General features: G+C 73.0%; 16 protein-coding genes and 1 pseudogene. 6 read left to right on the forward strand and 11 right to left on the reverse strand.

The window, feature by feature from the left end; all coding sequences use genetic code 11:
- Positions 1–70: 70 nt before the first annotated feature.
- The 5 genes and pseudogenes from ACQPW6_RS19765 to ACQPW6_RS19785 form a co-directional block, all read right to left on the reverse strand.
- Positions 71–628: pseudogene (locus ACQPW6_RS19765) on the reverse strand (GTP-binding protein); the annotation flags it as partial.
- Between the two features lie 103 nt (positions 629–731).
- The gene (locus ACQPW6_RS19770) at positions 732–1,097 is read right to left on the reverse strand and encodes a DUF742 domain-containing protein (protein WP_433890971.1); all 366 of its coding nucleotides are present in this window, start codon (positions 1,095–1,097) and stop codon (positions 732–734) included.
- Positions 1,094–1,576 carry a roadblock/LC7 domain-containing protein gene (locus ACQPW6_RS19775; protein WP_433890972.1) on the reverse strand — a complete coding sequence of 161 codons (483 nt, stop codon included), beginning with the start codon at positions 1,574–1,576 and terminating at the stop codon, positions 1,094–1,096. Before ACQPW6_RS19775 ends, ACQPW6_RS19770 begins: the two co-directional genes overlap by 4 nt.
- Complete coding sequence (locus ACQPW6_RS19780; RefSeq protein ID WP_433890973.1) at positions 1,573–3,615, reverse strand: ATP-binding protein; 2,043 nt, start codon at positions 3,613–3,615, stop codon at positions 1,573–1,575. Before ACQPW6_RS19780 ends, ACQPW6_RS19775 begins: the two co-directional genes overlap by 4 nt.
- A 324-nt stretch (positions 3,616–3,939) precedes the next feature.
- Positions 3,940–4,761: a maleylpyruvate isomerase family mycothiol-dependent enzyme gene (locus tag ACQPW6_RS19785; protein WP_433890974.1), complete on the reverse strand. Its 822-nt coding sequence runs from the start codon at positions 4,759–4,761 to the stop codon at positions 3,940–3,942.
- A 133-nt stretch (positions 4,762–4,894) separates the two neighbouring features.
- Here ACQPW6_RS19785 and ACQPW6_RS19790 point away from each other — a divergent pair, with 133 nt between their 5' ends.
- Positions 4,895–5,749 carry a carbon-nitrogen family hydrolase gene (locus ACQPW6_RS19790; RefSeq protein ID WP_433894595.1) on the forward strand — a complete coding sequence of 285 codons (855 nt, stop codon included), beginning with the start codon at positions 4,895–4,897 and terminating at the stop codon, positions 5,747–5,749.
- 30 nt (positions 5,750–5,779) lie between these two features.
- Here the strand turns inward: ACQPW6_RS19790 and ACQPW6_RS19795 are convergent, their stop codons facing one another.
- The gene (locus ACQPW6_RS19795) at positions 5,780–6,274 is read right to left on the reverse strand and encodes an LURP-one-related/scramblase family protein (RefSeq protein WP_433890975.1); all 495 of its coding nucleotides are present in this window, start codon (positions 6,272–6,274) and stop codon (positions 5,780–5,782) included.
- 40 nt (positions 6,275–6,314) lie between these two features.
- Here ACQPW6_RS19795 and ACQPW6_RS19800 point away from each other — a divergent pair, with 40 nt between their 5' ends.
- Complete coding sequence (locus tag ACQPW6_RS19800) at positions 6,315–8,186, forward strand: NHL domain-containing thioredoxin family protein (RefSeq protein ID WP_433890976.1); 1,872 nt, start codon at positions 6,315–6,317, stop codon at positions 8,184–8,186.
- Positions 8,187–8,250: 64 nt separating this feature from the next.
- On the opposite strand, the gene ACQPW6_RS19805 is transcribed toward ACQPW6_RS19800, so the two are convergent.
- The 3 genes from ACQPW6_RS19805 to ACQPW6_RS19815 all read right to left on the reverse strand — a co-directional run bounded on the left by ACQPW6_RS19805 (position 8,251) and on the right by ACQPW6_RS19815 (position 11,861).
- Positions 8,251–8,490, reverse strand: coding sequence for a hypothetical protein (locus tag ACQPW6_RS19805; RefSeq protein ID WP_433890977.1), 240 nt, complete (start codon positions 8,488–8,490; stop codon positions 8,251–8,253).
- 121 nt (positions 8,491–8,611) lie between these two features.
- Positions 8,612–9,907, reverse strand: a complete 1,296-nt coding sequence (locus tag ACQPW6_RS19810) for a M18 family aminopeptidase (RefSeq protein ID WP_433890978.1) — start codon at positions 9,905–9,907, stop codon at positions 8,612–8,614.
- Positions 9,908–10,034: 127 nt separating this feature from the next.
- The gene (locus ACQPW6_RS19815; protein ID WP_433890979.1) at positions 10,035–11,861 is read right to left on the reverse strand and encodes an acyl-CoA dehydrogenase; all 1,827 of its coding nucleotides are present in this window, start codon (positions 11,859–11,861) and stop codon (positions 10,035–10,037) included.
- A 160-nt stretch (positions 11,862–12,021) separates the two neighbouring features.
- Between ACQPW6_RS19815 and ACQPW6_RS19820 the strand changes: the two genes are divergently transcribed.
- The gene (locus ACQPW6_RS19820) at positions 12,022–12,465 is read left to right on the forward strand and encodes an SseB family protein (protein WP_433890980.1); all 444 of its coding nucleotides are present in this window, start codon (positions 12,022–12,024) and stop codon (positions 12,463–12,465) included.
- Positions 12,466–12,587: 122 nt separating this feature from the next.
- Positions 12,588–13,556, forward strand: coding sequence for a pirin family protein (locus ACQPW6_RS19825; protein WP_433890981.1), 969 nt, complete (start codon positions 12,588–12,590; stop codon positions 13,554–13,556).
- Between the two features lie 86 nt (positions 13,557–13,642).
- Here ACQPW6_RS19825 and ACQPW6_RS19830 read toward each other — a convergent pair whose 3' ends face one another.
- Positions 13,643–14,566: a LysR family transcriptional regulator gene (locus tag ACQPW6_RS19830; RefSeq protein WP_433890982.1), complete on the reverse strand. Its 924-nt coding sequence runs from the start codon at positions 14,564–14,566 to the stop codon at positions 13,643–13,645.
- A gap of 159 nt (positions 14,567–14,725) precedes the next feature.
- Here ACQPW6_RS19830 and ACQPW6_RS19835 point away from each other — a divergent pair, with 159 nt between their 5' ends.
- Positions 14,726–15,970: an MFS transporter gene (locus ACQPW6_RS19835; protein WP_433890983.1), complete on the forward strand. Its 1,245-nt coding sequence runs from the start codon at positions 14,726–14,728 to the stop codon at positions 15,968–15,970.
- Between the two features lie 29 nt (positions 15,971–15,999).
- On the opposite strand, the gene ACQPW6_RS19840 is transcribed toward ACQPW6_RS19835, so the two are convergent.
- Positions 16,000–18,063: an ATP-binding SpoIIE family protein phosphatase gene (locus ACQPW6_RS19840; RefSeq protein WP_433890984.1), complete on the reverse strand. Its 2,064-nt coding sequence runs from the start codon at positions 18,061–18,063 to the stop codon at positions 16,000–16,002.
- Positions 18,064–18,239: 176 nt separating this feature from the next.
- Here ACQPW6_RS19840 and aspS point away from each other — a divergent pair, with 176 nt between their 5' ends.
- Positions 18,240–20,006, forward strand: a complete 1,767-nt coding sequence (aspS, locus tag ACQPW6_RS19845) for an aspartate--tRNA ligase (RefSeq protein WP_433890985.1) — start codon at positions 18,240–18,242, stop codon at positions 20,004–20,006.
- Positions 20,007–20,092 lie beyond the last annotated feature (86 nt).

Below are 20,092 nucleotides of genomic sequence, written 5' to 3' on the forward strand. Positions count from 1 at the left end.
GTGCGGCCTCCCCGGCCTCCCCGGCCTCCGCCGCCTCCCCGGCCATCCCCGAAGCCTGCGCCTCCCGCCTCTCCCGCGCCGCCGACAACCCGTGCAGATGGTCCACCAGCGTGATCAGCACCTGCTTGGCCGACGACCGCTGCCGCGCGTCGCAGTCGACGAGCGGCACGTGGTCGGGCAGCGAGAGCGCGTGCCGCAACTCCGCGAGCGTGTGGTCGGGTTCGGTGAAGTTGTTGCGGGCCACCACGAACGGCAGGCCGTGCTGCTCAAGGCGGTCGATCGCGTACCAGCAGTCGGCGATCCGCCGGGTGTCGACCAGCACGACCGCGCCCAGGGTGCCGGAGAAGAGCCGGTCCCACAGGAACCAGAACCGCTCCTGCCCGGGCGCGCCGAACAGGTACAGCACCATCTCGTCATCGAGCGTGATCCGGCCGAAGTCGAAGGCCACGGTGGTACGGGACTTGAGCCCGATGCCGTCCGGGTTGTCCAGGCCGATGGCCGCGGCCGTCATCGTCTCCTCGGTGCTCAGCGGGCGGATCTCGCTCACCGCGCCGACCAGCGTGGTCTTCCCGGCGCCGAAGCCGCCGACGATGACGATCTTCAGGCCGTCGGCGGCCGTCGACCGCAGCGGCGTCCCGGCCGCGTGCGGCGAGTCGTCCGGGTACGGCGAGTCGTCCGCGTACGACGCCGGCCCCGTACCGTCGTCTCCCGGGGGCGGGCCCCCGCCGCCGTCATAGTTTGTGAAGGCCACTGAGCACCTTCTTCAGCGTCTCGGACGGCGGCAGCCGGTCGCCTCGGGTCACGCTGCGCGGGCGCCGGGCGCTGACCCGGCCGTCCGCCAGCAGATCGCCGAGCAGGATCTTCACCACGCCCACCGGCATGTTCAGATGCGCGGCGATCTCCACCACCGCGACCGGGTACGCCCTGCACAACCGCATGATCCGTACGTGCTCGGACTGCATGCCCAGCACGGGTTCGCCCTCGCTGATCACGAACGTCACCAGGTCGAGCCCGTTGTCCCGCGGCCGGCTGCGCCCCCCGGTCACCGTGTAGAGCCGGTCAGGCCCGCCACTGTCCACCGGCCCCCCGCCGGTCACGCCGTCGACCCGCCACGCGCACCCGGGCCGCCCGGCACCGAGAGCTCCCGCTCCGCCGGTTCCCGCGCCCCCGTGTACTGCCGCGGCACGATCCGCAACTGCCGCCCGATCAGCGGCACCAGCTCGCTCATCGCGTGCCCGATCTCGCCCGCGTCCGCGAACTCCTCGCCGATCACCGCGAGATGTGCGCCCTCGCCCGCCGCCACGATGAACAGGATGCCGCCGTGGAACTCGGTCATCGACTGCCGCACCCCGCCGCTGCCGTCGCCGAACTCCACGGACGCGCCGTGCGCCAGGCTCTGGATCCCGCAGGCGATGGCCGCCAACTGGTCCCCCTGGTCCGCCGAGAGGCCGGACGAGTGGCACAGCTTGAGGCCGTCTCTCGACAGCACCAGCGCGTGCCGCGCGCCCGGCGTTCGTATCAGGAGCCGGTCCAGCTGGTCAGCCAGCTGCGCCAGGTTCTGCTCGGCGGTCGTCATCGGCCACGCTCCGGTCCCGGCGGCCGGCCGCCTGTGGTGTCGCCGCCGGGGGCGTCCCCGGTCGGGCGGTCGGCGGGGTGCTCGGTGTCCTGCGGGCCGGGCCGCTCGGCCGTCCACGGTTCGGCCGGGGCGGGCCCGGCCGTCGCGGGGTGGGTGGCGGTCTGCCCGGTCCACGGGTCGACGCCGCTGCGCTCGGCCGGTGCGCCGGCCCACTGGCCCATGGCGCCGCGCCCGCCTGAACGGTGCTGCGCCGTGGTGTCCTCGTCGGCGCTGGGCGGCCCCTGCGGCGGCTGCCGGTCCCAGGGTCCGGCGGGGCCGCGTTCGTCCGTCCACGGGCCCGTCGCGCCCCGTCCCGCGGCACGGTGCTGCCCGGCGGTCTCCTCCTCGGGCGGCCTGGCTCCCGTCCGGCTGTCCGGGGGGCTCCACGGCTCGCCCGTGGCGCGCTCGGCCCGCCGGCGGCCCGACGGGTCGTCACCGGCCGGCGCCCCCACCGAGCGTTCGCCCGCGGTGCGGCCGAGACTCGCGTCCCGGAACGCGGTGAAGCGGGCGCCCGCGTCGGCCCTGGCCCGCGCCTCGCGGTCCTGCCGCTCGCGTGCGTAGGGCGACGGCGGCGGCACCGGCGCGAGCCCTGCGGAGGACGACTGCCGGGCGCCGCCCGACTCGGCCCCGGGCTCGCCGTGCTCGGCGGCGGCCAGCGTCTGCCCCGGGGGCCGCTTGGGCAGTGCCACGGCGGCCGGGTCGGCGGCACCGCTGCGCGCGGGGGAGCGCTGCCCGCCGCGCGGATCGGCGTACTGCGGCTCCGGTACGGGGAAGTCGGCCGGCGGCTGGGTGAGCAGCCGCGGCGGGATCAGTACCACCACACCGGTGCCGCCGCGCGAGGACGGCCGGAAGGAGACCGTCAGGCCGTGCTTTCCGGCCAGCCGGCCGACCACCGCGAGTCCCAGCCGGGTGCCGGGCAGCGCACGGGCGTCCTGCGGCTGACCCGACACGAGGTGCTGCGCGCGGGACAGGGTGGTGTCGGGCATCGCGAGCCCGGCGTCCTCGATGGTGACGACCACGCCGGAGTGCGTCTCCTGCACGTAGACGTGCACTTCCTCGGTCGGCGGGGAGAAGTTCGCCGCGTTGTCCATGAGTTCGGCCAGCGCGTGCATGACGCCCTCGGCCGCGTGCCCGGCGACGGCGACCACGCTCGCGGAGTGCAGCTTCACCCGGCGGTAGGCGTCGATCCGGCCCATCGCGCCGCGCAGGATGCTCTCCATCACGATCGGCTTGGTCCAGCGGCGGCCGGTGCGCGCACCGGTGATGACGGCGATGCTGTCGGCCAGCCGGCCGGTCTGCGCGGTGCAGTGGTCCAGGTGCAGCAGGTCGCCGAGCACCTCCTCGCTGTGCCGGTTCTCCATCTCGCGCAGCGACGCCAGCATGTCCGTGGTCAGCGCCTGCATGCGCCCGGCGGCGCTCGCGCAGGCGGTCAGGCCGGCCGCCCGCATCCGTTCACCGGTGCCCAGTTCGTGCACCAGGACGCCCAGCAGCCGCTGGTGGGCGGTGCCGGTGGGCTGCGGGAGCCGGGCGAGCACGGTGTCGGCCGAGGTGCCCGCGCGCAGCCGCTCCACGGCGAGCGGGACGGTGACCTCGGCCAGCCGCGCCGTCTCGCCCTCCAGGGCCGCCGCCCGCGCCGTCTCCGACTTGAGCGCGGCCCGCAGCGACACCTGCGCCTCGCCGGCCGTACGCCGCTGGGTCTCGGCGATCCGCACCCGGCGCTGGGCGGCCTCCAGATCGAGGGCGGCGCGGCGCGCGGTGTCGGCGTGCTCGGCGACCGTGATGGCCGCCTCGGCGTGCAACGCCGTGACGCGCTGCCGCAGTTCAGCCGATAAGCGGCGCCTGGACATCGCCAGCGCGATGGCGGCGCCGAGCAGCACCGCGACCAGGACGCCGGCGCCGAGCACCAGCCGCCGGTCCTGTTCGGCGGCGCGGCCGAGCGCCCACCAGCAGCCGGCGCCGGCCGCGGCCATCGCCACCAGCGGAACACCGAAGGTCAGCACTACCGGGGGTCTGGCGCGCGGCGCCCCGGATATCGCGGGGGGTGTGGATAACGAGGAGTTATGGGCTGACATCAATCGGTACCTCATGACGGGAGGCCGACAGCCGCCCGCCGTGCCGGGGACGTTGACGTACTGGTACGGGGGGTGCGCGGGAAGTGCTGAGCGATCTGGCCACAATCTACTCGCTCAACCCACTGTTCCCGGGCGTATCCCGGATGATCGGTCATCGGACCGTTACCAGAAGATCACGCCCCGTACAATGCCCACATGCGCCGGCGCGCAACCCGGCGCACTCGAAGTCGTACCCGCAGTGCCCTGCTTGGGCTACTTCGTCACGGCGATGTGCGTGAGGATCGCCTCCGCCAGCTGCGGGTCGCCCTCGGTTTTCAGCCGGTCGGCCACCGCGGTCGCCCGCACCCGGCCGGCCAGCAGCCGCAGGAACGTCTCCCAGTCCACCACGAAGGTCACCGCCGGGCCGAGCGAGACGGCCGAGTCGATGGTGCCGTGGCCCTCGGCGTTCACCCGTACCGTCCGCATGAACTCCAGCTGGCCGTGCACGTCGAAGACCACCGCGGAGCCGGCCTTGGCGCCGGCCTCCTCGACCAGTTGCGGCAGCAGCCGCAGGACGTGGTCCCTGGCGAGGACGGCCGCGGGCGAGGCGAGGTTGCCCGGCTTGTCCAGCGCCCGGCGCAGGTCCTGCTCGTGCGTCCAGACGTCGAACACCCGTCCCCACAGCTGCTCTTCGAGGGTGGTCTCGCCGCCGCTGATCGCCCGGACCACCGCGTCCGGCTGCCGCGACTCGTTGCGCAGCTGGCGGGACCTGCGGATGATCGTGTACTCCAGCTCCGAGGTCATCTCGGGCGCGGTGTGGTGCCGCCGGATGTCGACCGGGACCTCGGTGTAGCGGGCGGACTCGCTGTGGATGTGCCGCAGGTCGCTGGGCAGGGTGTGGATCGGCCGCGGGTCGCCGAGCAGTTCGCACTCGAAGCCGATGATGTGCGAGACGATGTCGCGCACCGACCAGTAGGGGCACTCGGTGGCGCGGCTCCACTCCCCCTCGGTCAGCGGGGAGACGAGGTCGTTGATGGATTCTATGGAGTGGGTCCAGGCGTCGATATACGGCTGGAGCTTGCTGTGGACGGTCACGGGACCCCTCGACGGTCGGTGCTCGGTCGTGGCGGTTGGCGCCTAAGTTACGCTGCGCGCGGGCGCCCACGCAGTGCTTTCGAGTGACGATGGTAGGCCCGACTTGACGACCGGACGTATGGGCGGTGCACAGGTGCGCGTGACGCTGTTGCAGATCGACGTAGACCCGAAGGAAACGGTCGCCGCGCGGCGGGAACGGGTGGCGGCGTCCGTACGCGAGTCGGGACGCGGGTCGGGACGCGGGTCGGTACGGGGATCGGTGCGGGAACGTGGCGGCGCCGATCTGGTGGTGCTGCCCGAGCTGTGGCCGGTGGGCGCCTTCGCGGCCGCCGACTTCGCCGCCGAGGCGGAACGGGTGGACGGCGGGCCGACGGCGGTGGCGATGGCCGCCGCCGCACGGGACGCCGGGGTGTGGCTGCACGCCGGTTCGATCGTGGAGCGCGGCGAGGACGACGGCCTGCTCTACAACACCTCGCTGGTCTTCTCGCCGGAGGGCGAACTGCGGGCCTCCTACCGCAAGATCCACCGGTTCGGCTTCGACGAGGGCGAGGCCGCGCTGATGGCGGCGGGCACGCGGATCGTCACGGCGCGGCTGCCGCAGGCCGTGCTCGGCCTCGCCACGTGCTACGACCTGCGCTTCCCCGAGCAGTTCAGGCTGCTGGTGGACGCGGGCGCGCAGGTGCTGGTGGTTCCGGCCGGCTGGCCGGCCCGGCGGCTGGCGCACTGGCGGCTGCTGGTGCGGGCGCGCGCGGTGGAGTCGCAGGCTTACGTCGTCGCCTGCGGCACGGCGGGCACGCACGCCGGCGTGGAGCAGTCCGGCCACAGCATGGTCGTCGACCCGTGGGGCGAGATCCTGGCCGAGGCGGGCCCGTCGGAGCAGCCGCTGTCCGCGGAACTGGACATCCCCCGGGTGGCCGCGACGCGCGCGGACTTCCCGGTCCTGCGCGACCGCGTCCTCGGCCTGCCCCGGCCGGCCCCGGGTCGGTAGTCCCGGCCGGGGCGCGGCCCCGAGCGGCCGTCAGTCGTCGCCGTGCTCCTTGTCGACCAGCCGGTCCACGCAGATCGCGATGGCGATGAGCATGCCCGCGTCCGCGTCGTCCCGCTCCACGCCGATCGCGTACGCGTCGCGCAGCGTGAACCACTTGCGGGAGATCCGCGCCAGGCGCTCCCCCTCGTACTCGATGTCGAACTCCTTGTCCACGATGTCACCGCGGATCTCCAGCTCCTCGCCGGAGGCCAGCTCCGCCCGGAAGACGTCGTGCAGCAGGTGCAGCCGCTTCTTCTTGACCTCGACCAGCACCTCGCCCTCCCGCTCCACGGTCATCGTGTCGCGCAGGCTCACCAGCTTCTTGCGGATCACGGCGACCACGGCCCCGCTGGGGTCCTGCAGTTCCAGCGTCTCCCTGACCCGCATCACCTTGCCGTCGACGTAGAACGCCCTGCGGCCGTCCTCGTCCTCGATCCAGTAGTCGTCGCCGATGGCGAACATCTTCTCCCGCACCACGTATTTCATGGGGGAATGCCTACCCCGGACCATGCTGTTGGATGGGGATATGACTGCACGTGCACGCGTCCGGGCGCCCGAGCTGATCGGCAAGGGCGGCTGGCTCAATACTGGCGACAACCATCCCACCCTCGCTGACCTGCGCGGATCCATTGTGATCCTGGATTTCTGGACGTTCTGCTGCGTCAACTGCCTGCATGTCCTCGATGAGCTCAGGGAGCTCGAGGAGCGGCATCGTGACACTGTGGTGATCGTCGGGGTGCACTCGCCGAAGTTCGTGCACGAGGCCGAGCACCAGGCCGTGGTCGACGCCGTCGAGCGGTACGAGGTGCACCACCCGGTGCTCGACGACCCGGATCTGGCCACCTGGCGGCAGTACGCGGTGCGGGCCTGGCCGACGCTGGTGGTGATCGACCCCGAGGGGTACGTGGTCGCGCAGCACGCCGGCGAGGGGCACGCGCACGCGCTGGAGACCCTGGTCACCGCGCTGGAGGCCGAGCACGCCGCCAAGGGCACGCTGCGCCGCGGCGACGGGCCCTACGTGCCGCCGGAGCCGGTCGCGACGGATCTGCGCTTCCCCGGCAAGGCGCTCGCGCTGCCCGGCTCGGGCCACTACCTGGTCTCCGACTCCACCCGGCACGCCCTGGTGGAGCTCGCGGCGGACGGCGAGAGCGTCGTACGGCGGATCGGCACCGGGGAGCGCGGCCTGGTGGACGGCGACGCGGCCACCGCCCGGTTCAGCGAGCCGCAGGGGCTGGCGCTGCTGCCCGACGGGAGCGTCATCGTCGCCGACACCGTCAACCACGTGCTGCGCAGGCTCGACGTGGAGAGCGGCCGGGTGACCACCGTCGCGGGCACCGGCAGCCAGTGGTGGCAGGGCTCACCGAGCAGCGGACCGGCCCGCGAGGTCGAGCTGTCCTCGCCGTGGGACGTGGCCTGGTTCGAGGACCGGGTGTGGATCGCGATGGCGGGCGTCCACCAGCTGTGGACGTACGACCCGGCCACCGAGCGGGTCGAGGTCGCCGCCGGCACCACCAACGAGGGCCTGGTGGACGGGCACGCGTCCGACGCCTGGTTCGCGCAGCCGTCGGGCCTCGCGGCGGCCGGCAACGGCCTGGGCCGGCTGTGGGTCGCCGACTCCGAGAACTCCGCGCTGCGCTGGGTGGAGCGGTCCGAGGGCGACGGCTACGTGGTCCGCACCGCCGTCGGCACCGGCCTGTTCGACTTCGGGCACCGGGACGGCCCGGCCGGGCAGGCGCTGCTCCAGCACCCGCTGGGCGTCACCGTGCTGCCGGACGACTCGGTCGCCGTCAGCGACACGTACAACAACGCGCTGCGCCGCTACGACCCGGCGACCGGCGAGGTCAGCACGCTCGCCACCGATCTGCGCGAGCCGTCGGGCGCGGTGGTGGTGGACGGCGACATCGTGGTCGTGGAGTCCGCCCGGCACCGGCTGACCCGGATGCGGCTGCCGGAGGAGGCGGTACGGGTGGCGGCCGTCGCGCACCGCACGCGCCGCGCGGCCACCGACATGGCGCCCGGCCCGGTCCGGCTCGACGTGGTCTTCTCCGCGCCCGAGGGGCAGAAGCTGGACGAGCGCTACGGCCCGTCGACCCGGCTGCTGGTCAGCGCCACCCCGCCCGAACTCCTCGCGGAGGGCGCGGGCAAGGGCACGGACCTGGGCCGCGACCTGGTGCTGGATCCGGCCGTCGGCGAGGGCGTGCTGCACGTCTCGGCGATGGCGGCCTCCTGCGACGACCCCGCGGGCTCGCAGCCCGCGGCGGAGTACCCGGCCTGCCATGTGCACCAGCAGGACTGGGGAGTGCCGGTCCGCCTCACGGCGGACGGCGGGTCCCGGCTGGCCCTGGTACTGGCCGGCCTGGACGAGACGGGAATGGACGAGGGCTCCCAGCCGGCCTGAGTCCTGGCCTTCCAGGGAGCGGGGTGAACGGGCCGGCCGGGGCATTCCCCGGCCCGGCGCCCGCTCAGTACCGGCGCTCGCCGGGGTAGTACCGCTCCTCGACGACCGGCGGCACATCGCCGCTCGCCGTCGGAGGAATCCGCCGCCGCTTGAAGATGCTCACGTAGGCCGCGAGGCCGATCATGCCCACGGCCATCATGATCAGGCCGAGCAGATCGGTGTTGACGCCCTTCATGTGCCAATCGGTGGCGAAGGTGATGATCGCGCCGACCGCGATCAGGATGATGCAGCCTCCGATGCCCACGATGCCCGCCTCCAGAAGTAGTTTGAGCAACCACTGCTCGCGGACCGCCTACCCGAAGGCTTGACGTCCATTCAGCCGACCCCCCGGCCAAGCGGGTTCGGCGCCGGAGGCGGGCTGCGGCTCAGCCCGCCAGGAAGGATGTCAGGGCGGCGGCCAGGAGGGCGGGGTCGGTTGTGGCGCAGAGTTCGCGGGCGGAGTGCATCGAGAGGATCGGGACTCCGATGTCCACCGTGGTGATGCCGAGGCGGGCCGCGGTGAGGGGGCCGATGGTGGTGCCGCAGGGCATGGAGTTGCTGGAGACGAAGTGCTGGAAGGGGACGCCGGCGCGGTCGCAGGCCTCGGCGAAGAGGGCGCGGCCTGCGCTGTCGGTGGCGTAGCGCTGGTTGACGTTGGTCTTCAGGATGGGGCCGCCGCCGGCCAGGGGGTGGTGGGTCGGGTCGTGGCGCTCGGCGTAGTTGGGGTGGACGGAGTGGCCGACGTCGGAGGAGACGCAGACGGTGCCGGCCAGGGAGCGGCGGACCTCCTCGTAGGAGCCGCCGCGGGCGCGGACCGAGCGCTCCAGCACGTTGCCGAGCAGGGGGCTCTGCGCGCCGGTGTCGGAGACGCTGCCGGTCTCCTCGTGGTCGAAGGCGGCGAGCACCGGGACGAACGGCAGGTCGTCGCCCTCGGCGACGGCGATCAGCGCGGCCAGGCCGGCGTGCGTCGACAGCAGGTTGTCCAGCCGGGGCGAGGCCAGCAGCTCGCGGTCGCGGCCGAGGTAGGAGGGCGGCTGCACGTCGTGCGCGGCCAGGTCCCAGCCGGTGACGTCGTCGGCGGGGATTCCGGCCTCGTCGGCGAGGAAGCCGATCAGGTCGCCGTCGGCGGCGTCGCCGAGGCCCCACACCGGCTGGAGGTGCCGCTGCTTGTCGAGCTTGAGCCCGTTGTCGTTGACCCCTCGGTCCATGTGCACGGCCAGCTGCGGGACCCGCATCAGCGGGCGGTCCACGTTGACCAGCCGCGTCGAGCCGTCGCGCAGCGCCAGCCGGCCGGCCAGGCCGAGGTCCCGGTCGAGCCAGCTGTTCAGCAGCGGGCCGCCGTAGATCTCGACGGCGACCTGCCGCCAGCCCGCCGAGGACATGTCGGGCTGCGGCTTGACCCGCAGGCAGGGCGAGTCGGTGTGCGCGCCCGCGATCCGGAACGGCGTCTCGGGGCGCGCGCCGGCCGGCACGTACCAGGCGATGAGCGTGCCGCCGCGCAGCACGTAGTGCCCGCCGGGCTCCCCGTCCCAGGCGGCGGTCTCCACGGCCTGGCTGAATCCGGCCCTCTCCAGGCGTTCGGCCGCGGTGTGGGCGGCGTGGTACGGGGAGGGACTGGCCTGCACGTATGCGGCGAGGTCGTCGGTGTGGGCGCGGTCGAACGTACGAGGCTGTGGACTCATACGCGCCAGCATAGGAAAAACCGCGTGCCGCCACCCGGACGGGTCGCGGCACGCGGTTGCGGAAGGGAAGCGGAAGAGAAGCGGACGGCAAGCGGGCGGCAAGCGGGCGGGAGTCAGCCCCGGGGCGTCAGAAGGACTCCTCCGGCAGGTCCATCACGTCGAGCGTGACGGCCTCGGCCTGGGCCCGCTGCACACCGACGTTCGGCAGGATGTCGGTGGCGAAGAACTTCGCCGCGGCGACCTTGCCCGCGTAGAAGGCGCGGTCCTTGGGGCCGGCCGACGGCAGCTTCTCCGCGGCCACACCGGCACCGCGCAGCAGCAGGTAGCCGATCACCACGTCACCGGAGGCCAGCAGCAGCCGGGTGGTGTTCAGCCCGACCTTGTAGATCGAGCGGACGTCCTGCTCGGTGGCCGCGAGATCGGTGAGCATGGTGCCGACGATCGCCTCCAGGTCGGCGGCGGCCCGGGCGAGCTGGTCGCGGGCGACGGCGAGCTCCTCGCCGCCTACCGCCTCGGCCAGGAACTTCTTGATCTCCTCCGACAGCGAGGTCAGCGCCTGCCCCTGGTCGCGGACGATCTTCCGGAAGAAGTAGTCCTGGCCCTGGATCGCGGTGGTGCCCTCGTACAGGGTGTCGATCTTGGCGTCCCTGATGTACTGCTCGACCGGGTACTCCTGCAGGTAGCCGGAGCCGCCGTAGGTCTGCAGGGACTGGGCCAGCTGCTCGTAGGACTTCTCCGAGCCGTAGCCCTTCACGATCGGCAGCAGCAGGTCGTTGAGCCCGTGCAGCCGGGTGCTGTCGTCGCCCGCGGCCTCGGCGACCTGGATCGCGTCCTGCACCGAGGCGGTGTAGAGCACCAGCGCCCTCATCCCCTCGGCGTACGCCTTCTGCGTCATCAGCGAGCGGCGCACGTCCGGGTGGTGGGTGATGGTGACCTTGGGCGCGGACTTGTCCATGAACTGCGCGAGGTCGGGACCCTGCACTCGCTCCCTGGCGTACTCCAGCGCGTTGAGGTAGCCGGTGGACAGGGTGGCGATGGCCTTGGTGCCGACCATCATCCGGGCGAACTCGATGATCCGGAACATCTGCCGGATGCCGTCGTGCTTGCCGCCGATCAGCCAGCCCTTGGCGGGGTGCTTGTCGCCGAACGTCATCTCGCAGGTGTTGGACGCCTTCAGGCCCATCTTGTGCTCGACGTTGGTGGCGTACACGCCGTTGCGCTCGCCCAGCTCGCCGGTCTCGGCGTCGAACTCGAACTTCGGCACCATGAACAGGGACAGGCCCTTGGTGCCGGGCCCGGCGCCCTCGGGGCGGGCCAGCACGTAGTGGATGATGTTCTCCGACAGGTCGTGCTCGCCCGAGGTGATGAAGCGCTTGACGCCCTCGATGTGCCAGCTGCCGTCCTCCTGCTCGACGGCCTTGGTGCGGCCGGCGCCCACGTCGGAGCCGGCGTCCGGCTCGGTGAGCACCATGGTGGAGCCCCACTGCTTCTCGACGGCGAGGGCGGCCATCTTCTTCTGCTCCTCGGTGCCCTCCTCGTAGAGGATGCCGGCGAAGGCCGGGCCTGAGGAGTACATCCAGACCGCCGGGTTGGCGCCGAGCACCATCTCGGCGTACGACCAGATCAGCGAGCGCGGCGCGGTGGTGCCGCCGATCTCCTCGGGCAGTCCGAGCCGCCAGTACTCGGCGTCCATGAACGCCTGGTAGCTCTTCTTGAACGTCTCGGGGACCGGCGCGGTGCCGGTCTCCGGGTCGAACACCGGCGGATTGCGGTCGGCGTCGGCGTAGGACTGCGCGAGCTCGGTCTCGGACAGCCGTGCCAGCTCGCCGAGGATCTCCTTGGCGGTGTCCACGTCCATCTCCGCGAACGGTCCGGTGCCGTAGAGCTGGTCGCGGCCGAGCACCTCGAAGAGGTTGAACTCGATGTCGCGGAGGTTCGACTTGTAGTGGCCCATGACGGCGGCTCCGTATCGCTGCTGCTGTCGAAAACTGGTCGTTGGGAAAATGATGCTACCGGTCGGTAATAAGAAGCAACCCCGGACGGCGGGATGTGACCGGTTCCTCGCGGTGGCAGGAGGGCTCGGGTGGGGCGCCGCCCCCGTTACCCTAGGGGCCGTGTACGGCTACGAGCAGAGTGCGAACCCAGGTCCCGGGCCGGTCCCCGGGGCCGCCGCCATGCCCGGCGGCTACCCGGAGCCGTCCCCGCCGTCGCTCGCCGACGCGGTACGCGCCTTCACCACCGGATCGATGTCGGCCGAGGACTTCCAGGCGATCTTCGCCACGTCCAAGGTCTACTGCCCGCGCGGCGAGAACCCCGGGTTCCTCGCGCTGCACGACACCCAGCAGCCGGTCATCCCGATGTTCAGCTCGCTGAAGGAGCTGCGCCGGTACGCCGGCAAGGAGTCGAAGTACTTCGTGATCACCGGGGCGGAGGTGCTCGACCTGCTGCCGACGGGGTACGGGTTCGTGCTCGACATCGACGGCCGGCACCGGATGGTGTTCGACGCGAAGGCGGTCGAGCAGATGGTGGACTTCACCATGCGCCGGATGTACGGCTGAAAATCCCCGCGGGGCGGCGTGTCGGGCTTCCGTGCTGGCGGCCCGTGCTGGAATGATTACGCCTTGCGAGATGTTCAGAGTTCAACTAAATTGAACGCAGAGCATCCCAGAAGGAGGCCGTCATGCCCGCCGTGACCGTAGAGAACCCGCTGACCCTGCCGAGGGTCTCCGCGCCCGCGCCCGCTGAGACCCAGCAGCGCTCCGCCCTCGCCGTGAGCACCGCGCCCACCGGACTCGAGGGCGAGGGCTTCCCGGTCCGCCGCGCCTTCGCCGGCATCGACTACAAGCACCTCGACCCGTTCATCCTGATGGACCAGATGGGCGAGGTGGAGTACGCGGCGGGCGAGCCCAAGGGCACCCCCTGGCACCCGCACCGCGGGTTCGAGACGGTCACGTACATCATGGACGGAACGTTCATCCACCAGGACTCGCACGGTGGCGGCGGCACCATCACCAACGGCGACACCCAGTGGATGACCGCGGGCTCCGGGCTGCTGCACATCGAGACGCCGCCGGAGTCGCTGGTCATGAGCGGCGGGCTCTTCCACGGCCTCCAGCTCTGGGTGAACCTGCCCAAGGCGGACAAGATGATCGCGCCGAAGTACCAGGACATCAGGGCCGGCGGCCTCAAGCTGCTCACGTCGGACGACGGCGGCGCCCTCATCCGGCTGATCGCCGGCGACCTCGCGGGCCACACCGGCCCCGGCGCCACCCACACCCCGATCACGATGATCCACCTCACGCTGTCCCCCGGCGCCGAGGTCACGCTGCCCTGGCGCCCCGACTTCAACGCGCTCGCCTACGGCATGGCCGGCAGCGGCACGGCGGGCCCCGAGGCGCGGCCGTTCCACACGGGGCAGGCGGTGGTGTTCGGCGCCGGCAACGCTTTGACGCTGCGTGCTGACGGGGTGCAGGAGGCGCGGTCGCCGCGGTTCGAGGTGGTGCTGCTCGGGGGCCTCCCGATCCGGGAGCGGATGATGCAGTACGGGCCGTTCGTGATGAACACGCACGCGGAGCTGGCGCAGGCCTTCGACGATTTCCAGGCCGGCCGCCTGGGGACGATCCCGGCGGACTCGCCCCTCGGCCACTGACCCGCTCGCGCTGACGGCGCCAGATACATGCCCCGGCCAGGCCCGCGGGGCCTGCGCCCCGCCCAGAGGGCGCCCCTCAGCCGGGGCTAGCGGGACCAGGCGGGGGTCCAGGTGGCCGGGGCGGGGGGTGGGGCGGGGGAGAGGTGGGCGCGGAGGGCGGCGAGGGCCGGGTGGGGGTTGTCGGCGCGCCAGATCAGCGAGTGGGGGTAGAGCGGCACCGGCCCGCGGAGCCCGATCCGCCGCAGCCCCTGGCCGGCAGGCCACACGAGCCGGGTCTGCTCACCCACGAAGCTCGCGAGCCCCGGCGACTCCGCGATCACCTCCAGCAGCGCGTCCGTCCCGAAGTTCGGCCCCGCCGTGTCGATCGTGAAGCCGAACGCCTCGGCGAACGCGTCGTAGAACGCCCCCCACTCCGTGCCCGCGGCGATCGTCGGCATCCACAGCCGGTGCCGGGCCAGCTCGGCGGGCGTGACGGTACGGGCGGCGGCCAGCGCGTGGCCGGGACCGGTGAGCAGCTGGAGCGGCTCGTCCAGGACGCGGGCGGTCTCGACGCCCTCGGGCAGCCGGTCCGCGGGCCGCGTGACGGCCCGGAACGTCGCGTCGATCGCGCCCGAGCGGACTGCCTCCACGGCGCTGTCGGCGTCGAAGAGCGTCACCACGTCGAGGGCCGTGCCGGGGTGGGCGCGGTGGAATTCGCGCAGCAGCCCGGCGGGGGCGATCCGCGGGTTGATCACGTCGACCCGCAGCGCGCGGTGGCCGGGGCGTACGGAGGCGGCGGCCCGTTCCGCGGCCCGCAGCAGGTCCCGGGCGTGCGGCAGGAACGCCTGCCCGTCGGTGGTGAGCCGCGCGCCGCGCGCGGTGCGGGTGAACAGCCGCACGCCGAGGTCCCGCTCCAGCGCGGCGATCCGCTTCGACACGGCCTGCTGGCTGACCCCGAGGTCGACCGCGGCCTCCTGGAACTGCCCCGCGTCCGCCGCGGCCACGAAGGTGCGAACGGCCCCGAGCTCCATGCGGGCTGAGCGTAGCCGCCCGGGCCGGACGTGCCCCGCGTGGGCGCGCACAACGCGCGGTTGTGGGCGGCGGGCGCGGCGGTTGTTTGATCGCCGGGGCCGGCCTCGATTGGATGCTCGGGTCCCGGGCGGGCCGGGGAGCGAGGGGGCGGGCGCGGCGTGGGCAGGGTGGCTCTGGGGGAGCGGTTCGGGTGGCTCTGGGGGGCGTTCGCCGTCAGCACCTTCGGGACGTGGCTGGCGTTCGACGCGCTCCCGCTGATCGCCGTCGTCGTGCTGCACTCGGGGGCCGCCGCCGTGTCGGCGCTCGCGGCCGCCGGGCTCGCGGTCGGGGCGGTGGTGGCGGTGCCGCTGGGGCCCTGGGTGGAGTTCCGGCGGAAGCGGCCGGTGATGGTGGCGATGGACCTGATCCGGTGCGGGGCGATGCTTTCCGTTCCGCTCGCGTACGGGTTCGGACGGCTCGGGTACGGGCAGCTCGTCGTCGTGTCCGTGGTCGTCGCGGCGGCCGACATCACGTTCACCTCGGCGGCCGGCGCCTGCGTGAAGGCCCTGGTGCGGCCGGAGCACCTGCTCGTCGCGAACGCCAGGTTCGAGTCGACGAACTGGACCGCGAGCGTGATCGGGCCGCCGGTCGGGGGCGCGGCGATCGGGATGTTCGGGCCGGTGACGACGGTGGTGGCGGACGCCGTCAGCTACCTGCTGTCCGCCGCCGGGATCCGGGCGATCGGCGGGACGGAGCGGCACCCGGAACGCACCGAGGCGTCCCGGGGGCGGGTCGGCGACCTGCTCGAAGGGTGGCGCTACCTGCTGACGCACCGGGGGCTGCGTCCGCTGTTCCTGAACGCCGTGCTCGTCAACGGGCTGATCATGGCGGCGTCGCCGGTGCTTGCCGTGCTCATGCTGGGGCGGCTGGGGTTCGCGCCGTGGCAGTACGGGCTGGCCTTCTCGGTGCCGTGCGTGGGCGGACTGGTCGGCTCCCGGCTGGCCCGGCCGCTCGTCGCGCGGTACGGACGGCGCGGGGTCATGCTCACGTCGGGGGTGCTGCGGGTGTGCTGGTCGGTGGGGCTGGCGTTCGTGCGCCCGGGGGTGGCCGGGCTGGTCACGGTGATGGCGGTGGAGCTCGGCGTGATCACGTCGATGGGGGTGTACACGCCGGTCCTTGCGACGTACCGGCTGGAGCAGACGCCCTCCGACCGGCTCGCGCGCACGCTTTCCGCCTGGTCGGTCACCAGCAAGGCGGTGATCGCGGCGACCACCGCGCTCTGGGGCCTGCTGGCCGCCCTCACCGGCCCCCGCTTCGCCCTGGCGGCGGCCGGCCTCCTCCTCCTGACCACCCCGGCCCTCCTCCTCCACACCCCCGCCCTCTCCCCCGCCGACCCCGTCCCGGCCCCGGAATACGCCCCGTAGCCGGGCGCGGCCCCACCGGTCCGGTGGCGCTAAGCCGCTCCCACCCCCGCCGGAGGCGCCTCGTAGAGCTCGAACCAGATCGACTTTCCGTCGCCCCGCGGGTCCACCCCCCACGCGTCTGCCAGTTCCTCCATCAGGAGGAGGCCGCGGCCGGAGGAGGCCATTTCGCCGGGGGAGCGGCGGTGGGGCATGTCGTCGGAGCGGTCGCCCACCTCCACGTGGAGGCGGCGGGTGCCGGGCATGCCGGTGACCTGGGCCACCAGGACCGCGTCCTCGTCGGTGTGGACGAGGACGTTCGTGACCAGCTCGGAGACCAGGAGCACGCCGGACTCGACCTGGTCGCCGGAGACCCAGTCGTGCAGCAGCGCCCTGATGTCCTCGCGGCAGGACCTGATCTGGCCGGGGTCGTCCTGCGAGACGGTGAGCACCGTGCGGCGCACGGGCACCGCGCAGGTCGGGCCGTCCGGCTCGCGGCGCAGCAGCACCAGCGCGATGTCGTCCTCGCGGCGGTCGGCCAGCGGGCCGGTGGTGTGGTGGGAGGCGGGGCCGTGCACCGCGCCGACCAGGGCGTCGGCGAGCTCCTCCAGGTCGTCGGCGGGACCGGCCGCGAGCACGTTGCTGAGCCGCCGCCAGCCGGTGTCCAGGTCGTGGCCGCCGGTCTCGATGAGGCCGTCGGTGCACAGCAGCAGCACCTCGCCGGGTTCGAGCACCAGCCGGGTGGTGGGGTAGTCGGTGTCGGGCTCGATGCCCAGCGGCAGCCCGCCGGCGGTGCGGCGCTGGATCGTGGTGCCGTCGCCGAGCCTGATCGCCGGCTCGGGGTGGCCGGCCCGTACGACGTCGATGGTGCCGGTCAGCGGGTCGACCTCCAGGTAGAGGCAGGTCGCGAACCGTACGTCGGCCGAGCGCCCCTGGTCGGCCAGGCCCGCCAGGAACCGGGAGGTGCGGGAGAGCACCGCGTCCGGCCCGTGCCCCTCGGCCGCGTAGGCGCGCAGCGCGATCCGCAGCTGGCCCATCAGGCCCGCGGCCTGCACGTCATGCCCCTGGACGTCGCCGATCACGATCGCGGTGCGGCCGGACGGCAGGTCGATCACGTCGTACCAGTCGCCGCCGACCTGGAGCCCGCCGCCGGTGGGCACGTACCGGGTGGCGACGGCCATCCCGCTGACGCCCGGCTCGCTGGCCGGGAGCATCGTGCGCTGGAGGCCGTCGGACAGGGCCCGCTCGGACTCCTGCTGCTGCGCCCGGGACAGCGCCTGCCCCAGCATCCTGGCCACCGTCGTCAGCACCGACCGCTCGTCGGGCGTGAAGTCCACCGGATCGCGGAAGGCGGCCATCCAGGCGCCGATCGTCCGGCCCGCCACGATCAGCGGCAGATACGCCCAGGAGGTGCGGCCGTACGGCTTGATCAGCGGCCAGGTGACCGGGAAGCGCTCCTCGTACGCGGCCGGGCTCGGCAGGTAGACCGCCTGCCCGGTGCGGGCGACCAGCGCGGCCGGGTAGTCGGTGGCCAGCGGCATGTCCAGCGGGAAGCCCTCGGCGAGCTCCTGGCCGTGGTGGCCGCGCATCGCCAGCCGGTCGCCCTCCACGCCGAAGACCGCGAGGCCGTCCGGTGAGAAGCCGGGCATGGACAAGGTGGCGGCCACCCGCAGCACCTCGGCGGTGGAGTCGGCCTCGGCCAGCGCCCGGCCCGCGTCCAGCAGGAACGCCTCGCGGGCCCGCCGCCAGTCGCCGGTGGGCAGCGCGCCGCGCGGCAGGCTGCCGCCGCGCACCTCGTGCACGATGCCGAGGATCGCCCGGCCCTCGGGGCGCATCCGGGTGCGGATCGTCCTGATGATCTGCCCGCCGTCGCCGACCACCCGCAGCAGCGCCTCCGCGACGGTGCCCTCGGCGGCGGCCAGCGACACCGCGGCGGACAGCGACACGTAGTCGGCCGCGTGCAGACAGGCCCGCACGGTGGACGACCGGTGCGTCGCGGCGCCGCCTGGGAGCCCCAGCAGCCGGGCCGTGCGGTCGTCCACCGTGACGGAGCCGGTGGCCTCGTCCCACTGCCACAGGCCGGAGCCGACGGCGTCGAGGACGTCCTCGGTGCGCATTTTCCCAGTTTATGGGGCTTGGGATGGTATAGGGCAATGTGGGGCGCCTCCCGAGCCGTCCGGGGCTGCCCGGGGGCGCCCTTGACCGGATGGGGGCGGGCACCTCGCGCCGGTAGGCTGAGTGCGGCCACTGGCCCGGCCAAACCCCTGAACCGCGATCCCCTAGGACGAAGCGAATGCACCGGTACCGGTCCCACACCTGCGGCGAGCTGCGCGCCACCGACGTCGGAGCCGACGTCCGCCTCTCCGGCTGGCTGCACAATCGCCGCGATCTGGGCGGCATCCTCTTCGTGGACCTGCGCGACCACTACGGCTTCACCCAGCTCGTCGTGCACCCGGGATCGGCCGTCTACGACCGGCTCAGCGGCCAGTCCAAGGAGTCGGTGCTGCGGATCGACGGCCGGGTGGTGGCGCGCTCCGCGGAGAACGTCAACCCGGAGCTGCCGACCGGCGAGGTCGAGGTCGAGGTCACCTCCCTCGAAGTGCTCGGCGCCGCCGACCCGCTGCCGTTCCCGGTCTTCCCCGAGGACAACGCGAACGAGGAGATGCGGCTCACCAACCGCTTCCTGGACCTGCGCAGGCAGCGCATGCACCGCAACATCATGCTGCGCAGCCAGGTCATCTCCTTCCTGCGCCGCGAGATGACCGCGCTCGGCTTCAACGAGCTGGCCACCCCGATCCTGTCCGCGACCTCCCCCGAGGGCGCGCGCGACTTCCTGGTGCCCTCCCGGGTGCACGCGGGCAAGTTCTACGCGCTGCCGCAGGCCCCGCAGCAGTTCAAGCAGCTGCTGATGATCTCCGGCTTCGACCGCTACTTCCAGATCGCGCCCTGCTTCCGCGACGAGGACTCCCGCGCCGACCGCTCGCCCGGCGAGTTCTACCAGCTCGACGTCGAGATGAGCTTCGTGGAGCAGGAGGACGTGTTCGGCGTCATCGAGAAGGTGATGACGGACCTGTTCACCGAGCTCGGCGGCGGCCGGAGCGTGACCTCGCCGTTCCCGCGGATCCCGTTCCGCGAGTCGATGCTCAAGTACGGCAACGACAAGCCCGACCTGCGCGCCGCGCTCGAACTCGTGGACGTCTCCGCGGTGTTCGCCGGCTCCGGGTTCAAGGCGTTCGCCGGCAAGCACGTACGGGCGCTGGCCGTGCCGGACACCGCGGGCCAGTCCCGGAAGTTCTTCGACCAGCTCGGCGAGTACGCGGTCTCGCTCGGCGCCAAGGGCCTGGCGTGGGTGCGGGTCGGCGACGACAACGCGCTCAGCGGGCCGATCGCGAAGTTCCTCACCGAGGAGGACGTGGCGGCGCTCACCGCCGCGGTCGGCGCGAAGCCGGGCACCGCGATCTTCTTCGGCGCGGGGGAGTTCGACGAGGTCTCCAAGATCATGGGCCCGGTGCGGGTCGAGGCGGCCAAGCGGGCCGGGCAGTTCGAGGAGGACGTGTTCCGGTTCTGCTGGATCGTGGACTTCCCGATGTTCGAGCGGAACGAGGACACCGGCGCGGTCGAGTTCTCGCACAACCCGTTCTCCATGCCGCAGGGCGGCCTCGACGCGCTGGAGACCAAGGACCCGCTGGACATCCTGGCCTGGCAGTACGACATCGTCTGCAACGGCATCGAGCTGTCGTCCGGCGCGATCAGGAACCACGAGCCCGACGTGATGTACAAGGCGTTCGAGATCGCCGGGTACTCGCGGGAGACGGTCGAGGCGGAGTTCGGCGGCATGCTGCGGGCGTTCCACTTCGGCGCCCCGCCGCACGGCGGGATCGCCCCCGGCGTCGACCGGATGGTGATGCTGCTCGCGGACGAGCCGAACATCCGCGAGACGATCGCGTTCCCGCTGAACCAGAACGCGCAGGACCTCCTGATGGGAGCGCCGTCGGAGGTCGAGGAGAGCCGGCTGCGCGAGCTCCACATCGCGCTCCGCAAGCCCGCTCCCAAGGTCTAGCCCCGGGGGCCCGCGCGCCGGTGGTGAGGCGCGCCACCGTCCTGGCTTGTCGCGCAGTTCCCCGCGCCCCTATCGGGGCGCACCCT

This window comes from Streptomyces sp. CA-111067 (assembly GCF_050956065.1).
In the GTDB taxonomy this organism is placed as follows: domain Bacteria; phylum Actinomycetota; class Actinomycetes; order Streptomycetales; family Streptomycetaceae; genus Actinacidiphila.

Bases quoted from the DNA above. Each gene is read 5' to 3' on its own strand.
- ACQPW6_RS19775 (WP_433890972.1), bottom strand. From the start codon at position 1,576: ATGACGACCGCCGAGCAGAACCTGGCGCAGCTGGCTGACCAGCTGGAC.
- ACQPW6_RS19795 (WP_433890975.1), bottom strand. From the start codon at position 6,274: ATGAAATACGTGGTGCGGGAGAAGATGTTCGCCATCGGCGACGACTAC.
- ACQPW6_RS19800 (WP_433890976.1), top strand. From the start codon at position 6,315: ATGACTGCACGTGCACGCGTCCGGGCGCCCGAGCTGATCGGCAAGGGC.
- ACQPW6_RS19810 (WP_433890978.1), bottom strand. From the start codon at position 9,907: ATGAGTCCACAGCCTCGTACGTTCGACCGCGCCCACACCGACGACCTC.
- ACQPW6_RS19815 (WP_433890979.1), bottom strand. From the start codon at position 11,861: ATGGGCCACTACAAGTCGAACCTCCGCGACATCGAGTTCAACCTCTTC.
- ACQPW6_RS19825 (WP_433890981.1), top strand. From the start codon at position 12,588: ATGCCCGCCGTGACCGTAGAGAACCCGCTGACCCTGCCGAGGGTCTCC.
- ACQPW6_RS19830 (WP_433890982.1), bottom strand. From the start codon at position 14,566: ATGGAGCTCGGGGCCGTTCGCACCTTCGTGGCCGCGGCGGACGCGGGG.
- ACQPW6_RS19840 (WP_433890984.1), bottom strand. From the start codon at position 18,063: ATGCGCACCGAGGACGTCCTCGACGCCGTCGGCTCCGGCCTGTGGCAG.
- aspS (WP_433890985.1), top strand. From the start codon at position 18,240: ATGCACCGGTACCGGTCCCACACCTGCGGCGAGCTGCGCGCCACCGAC.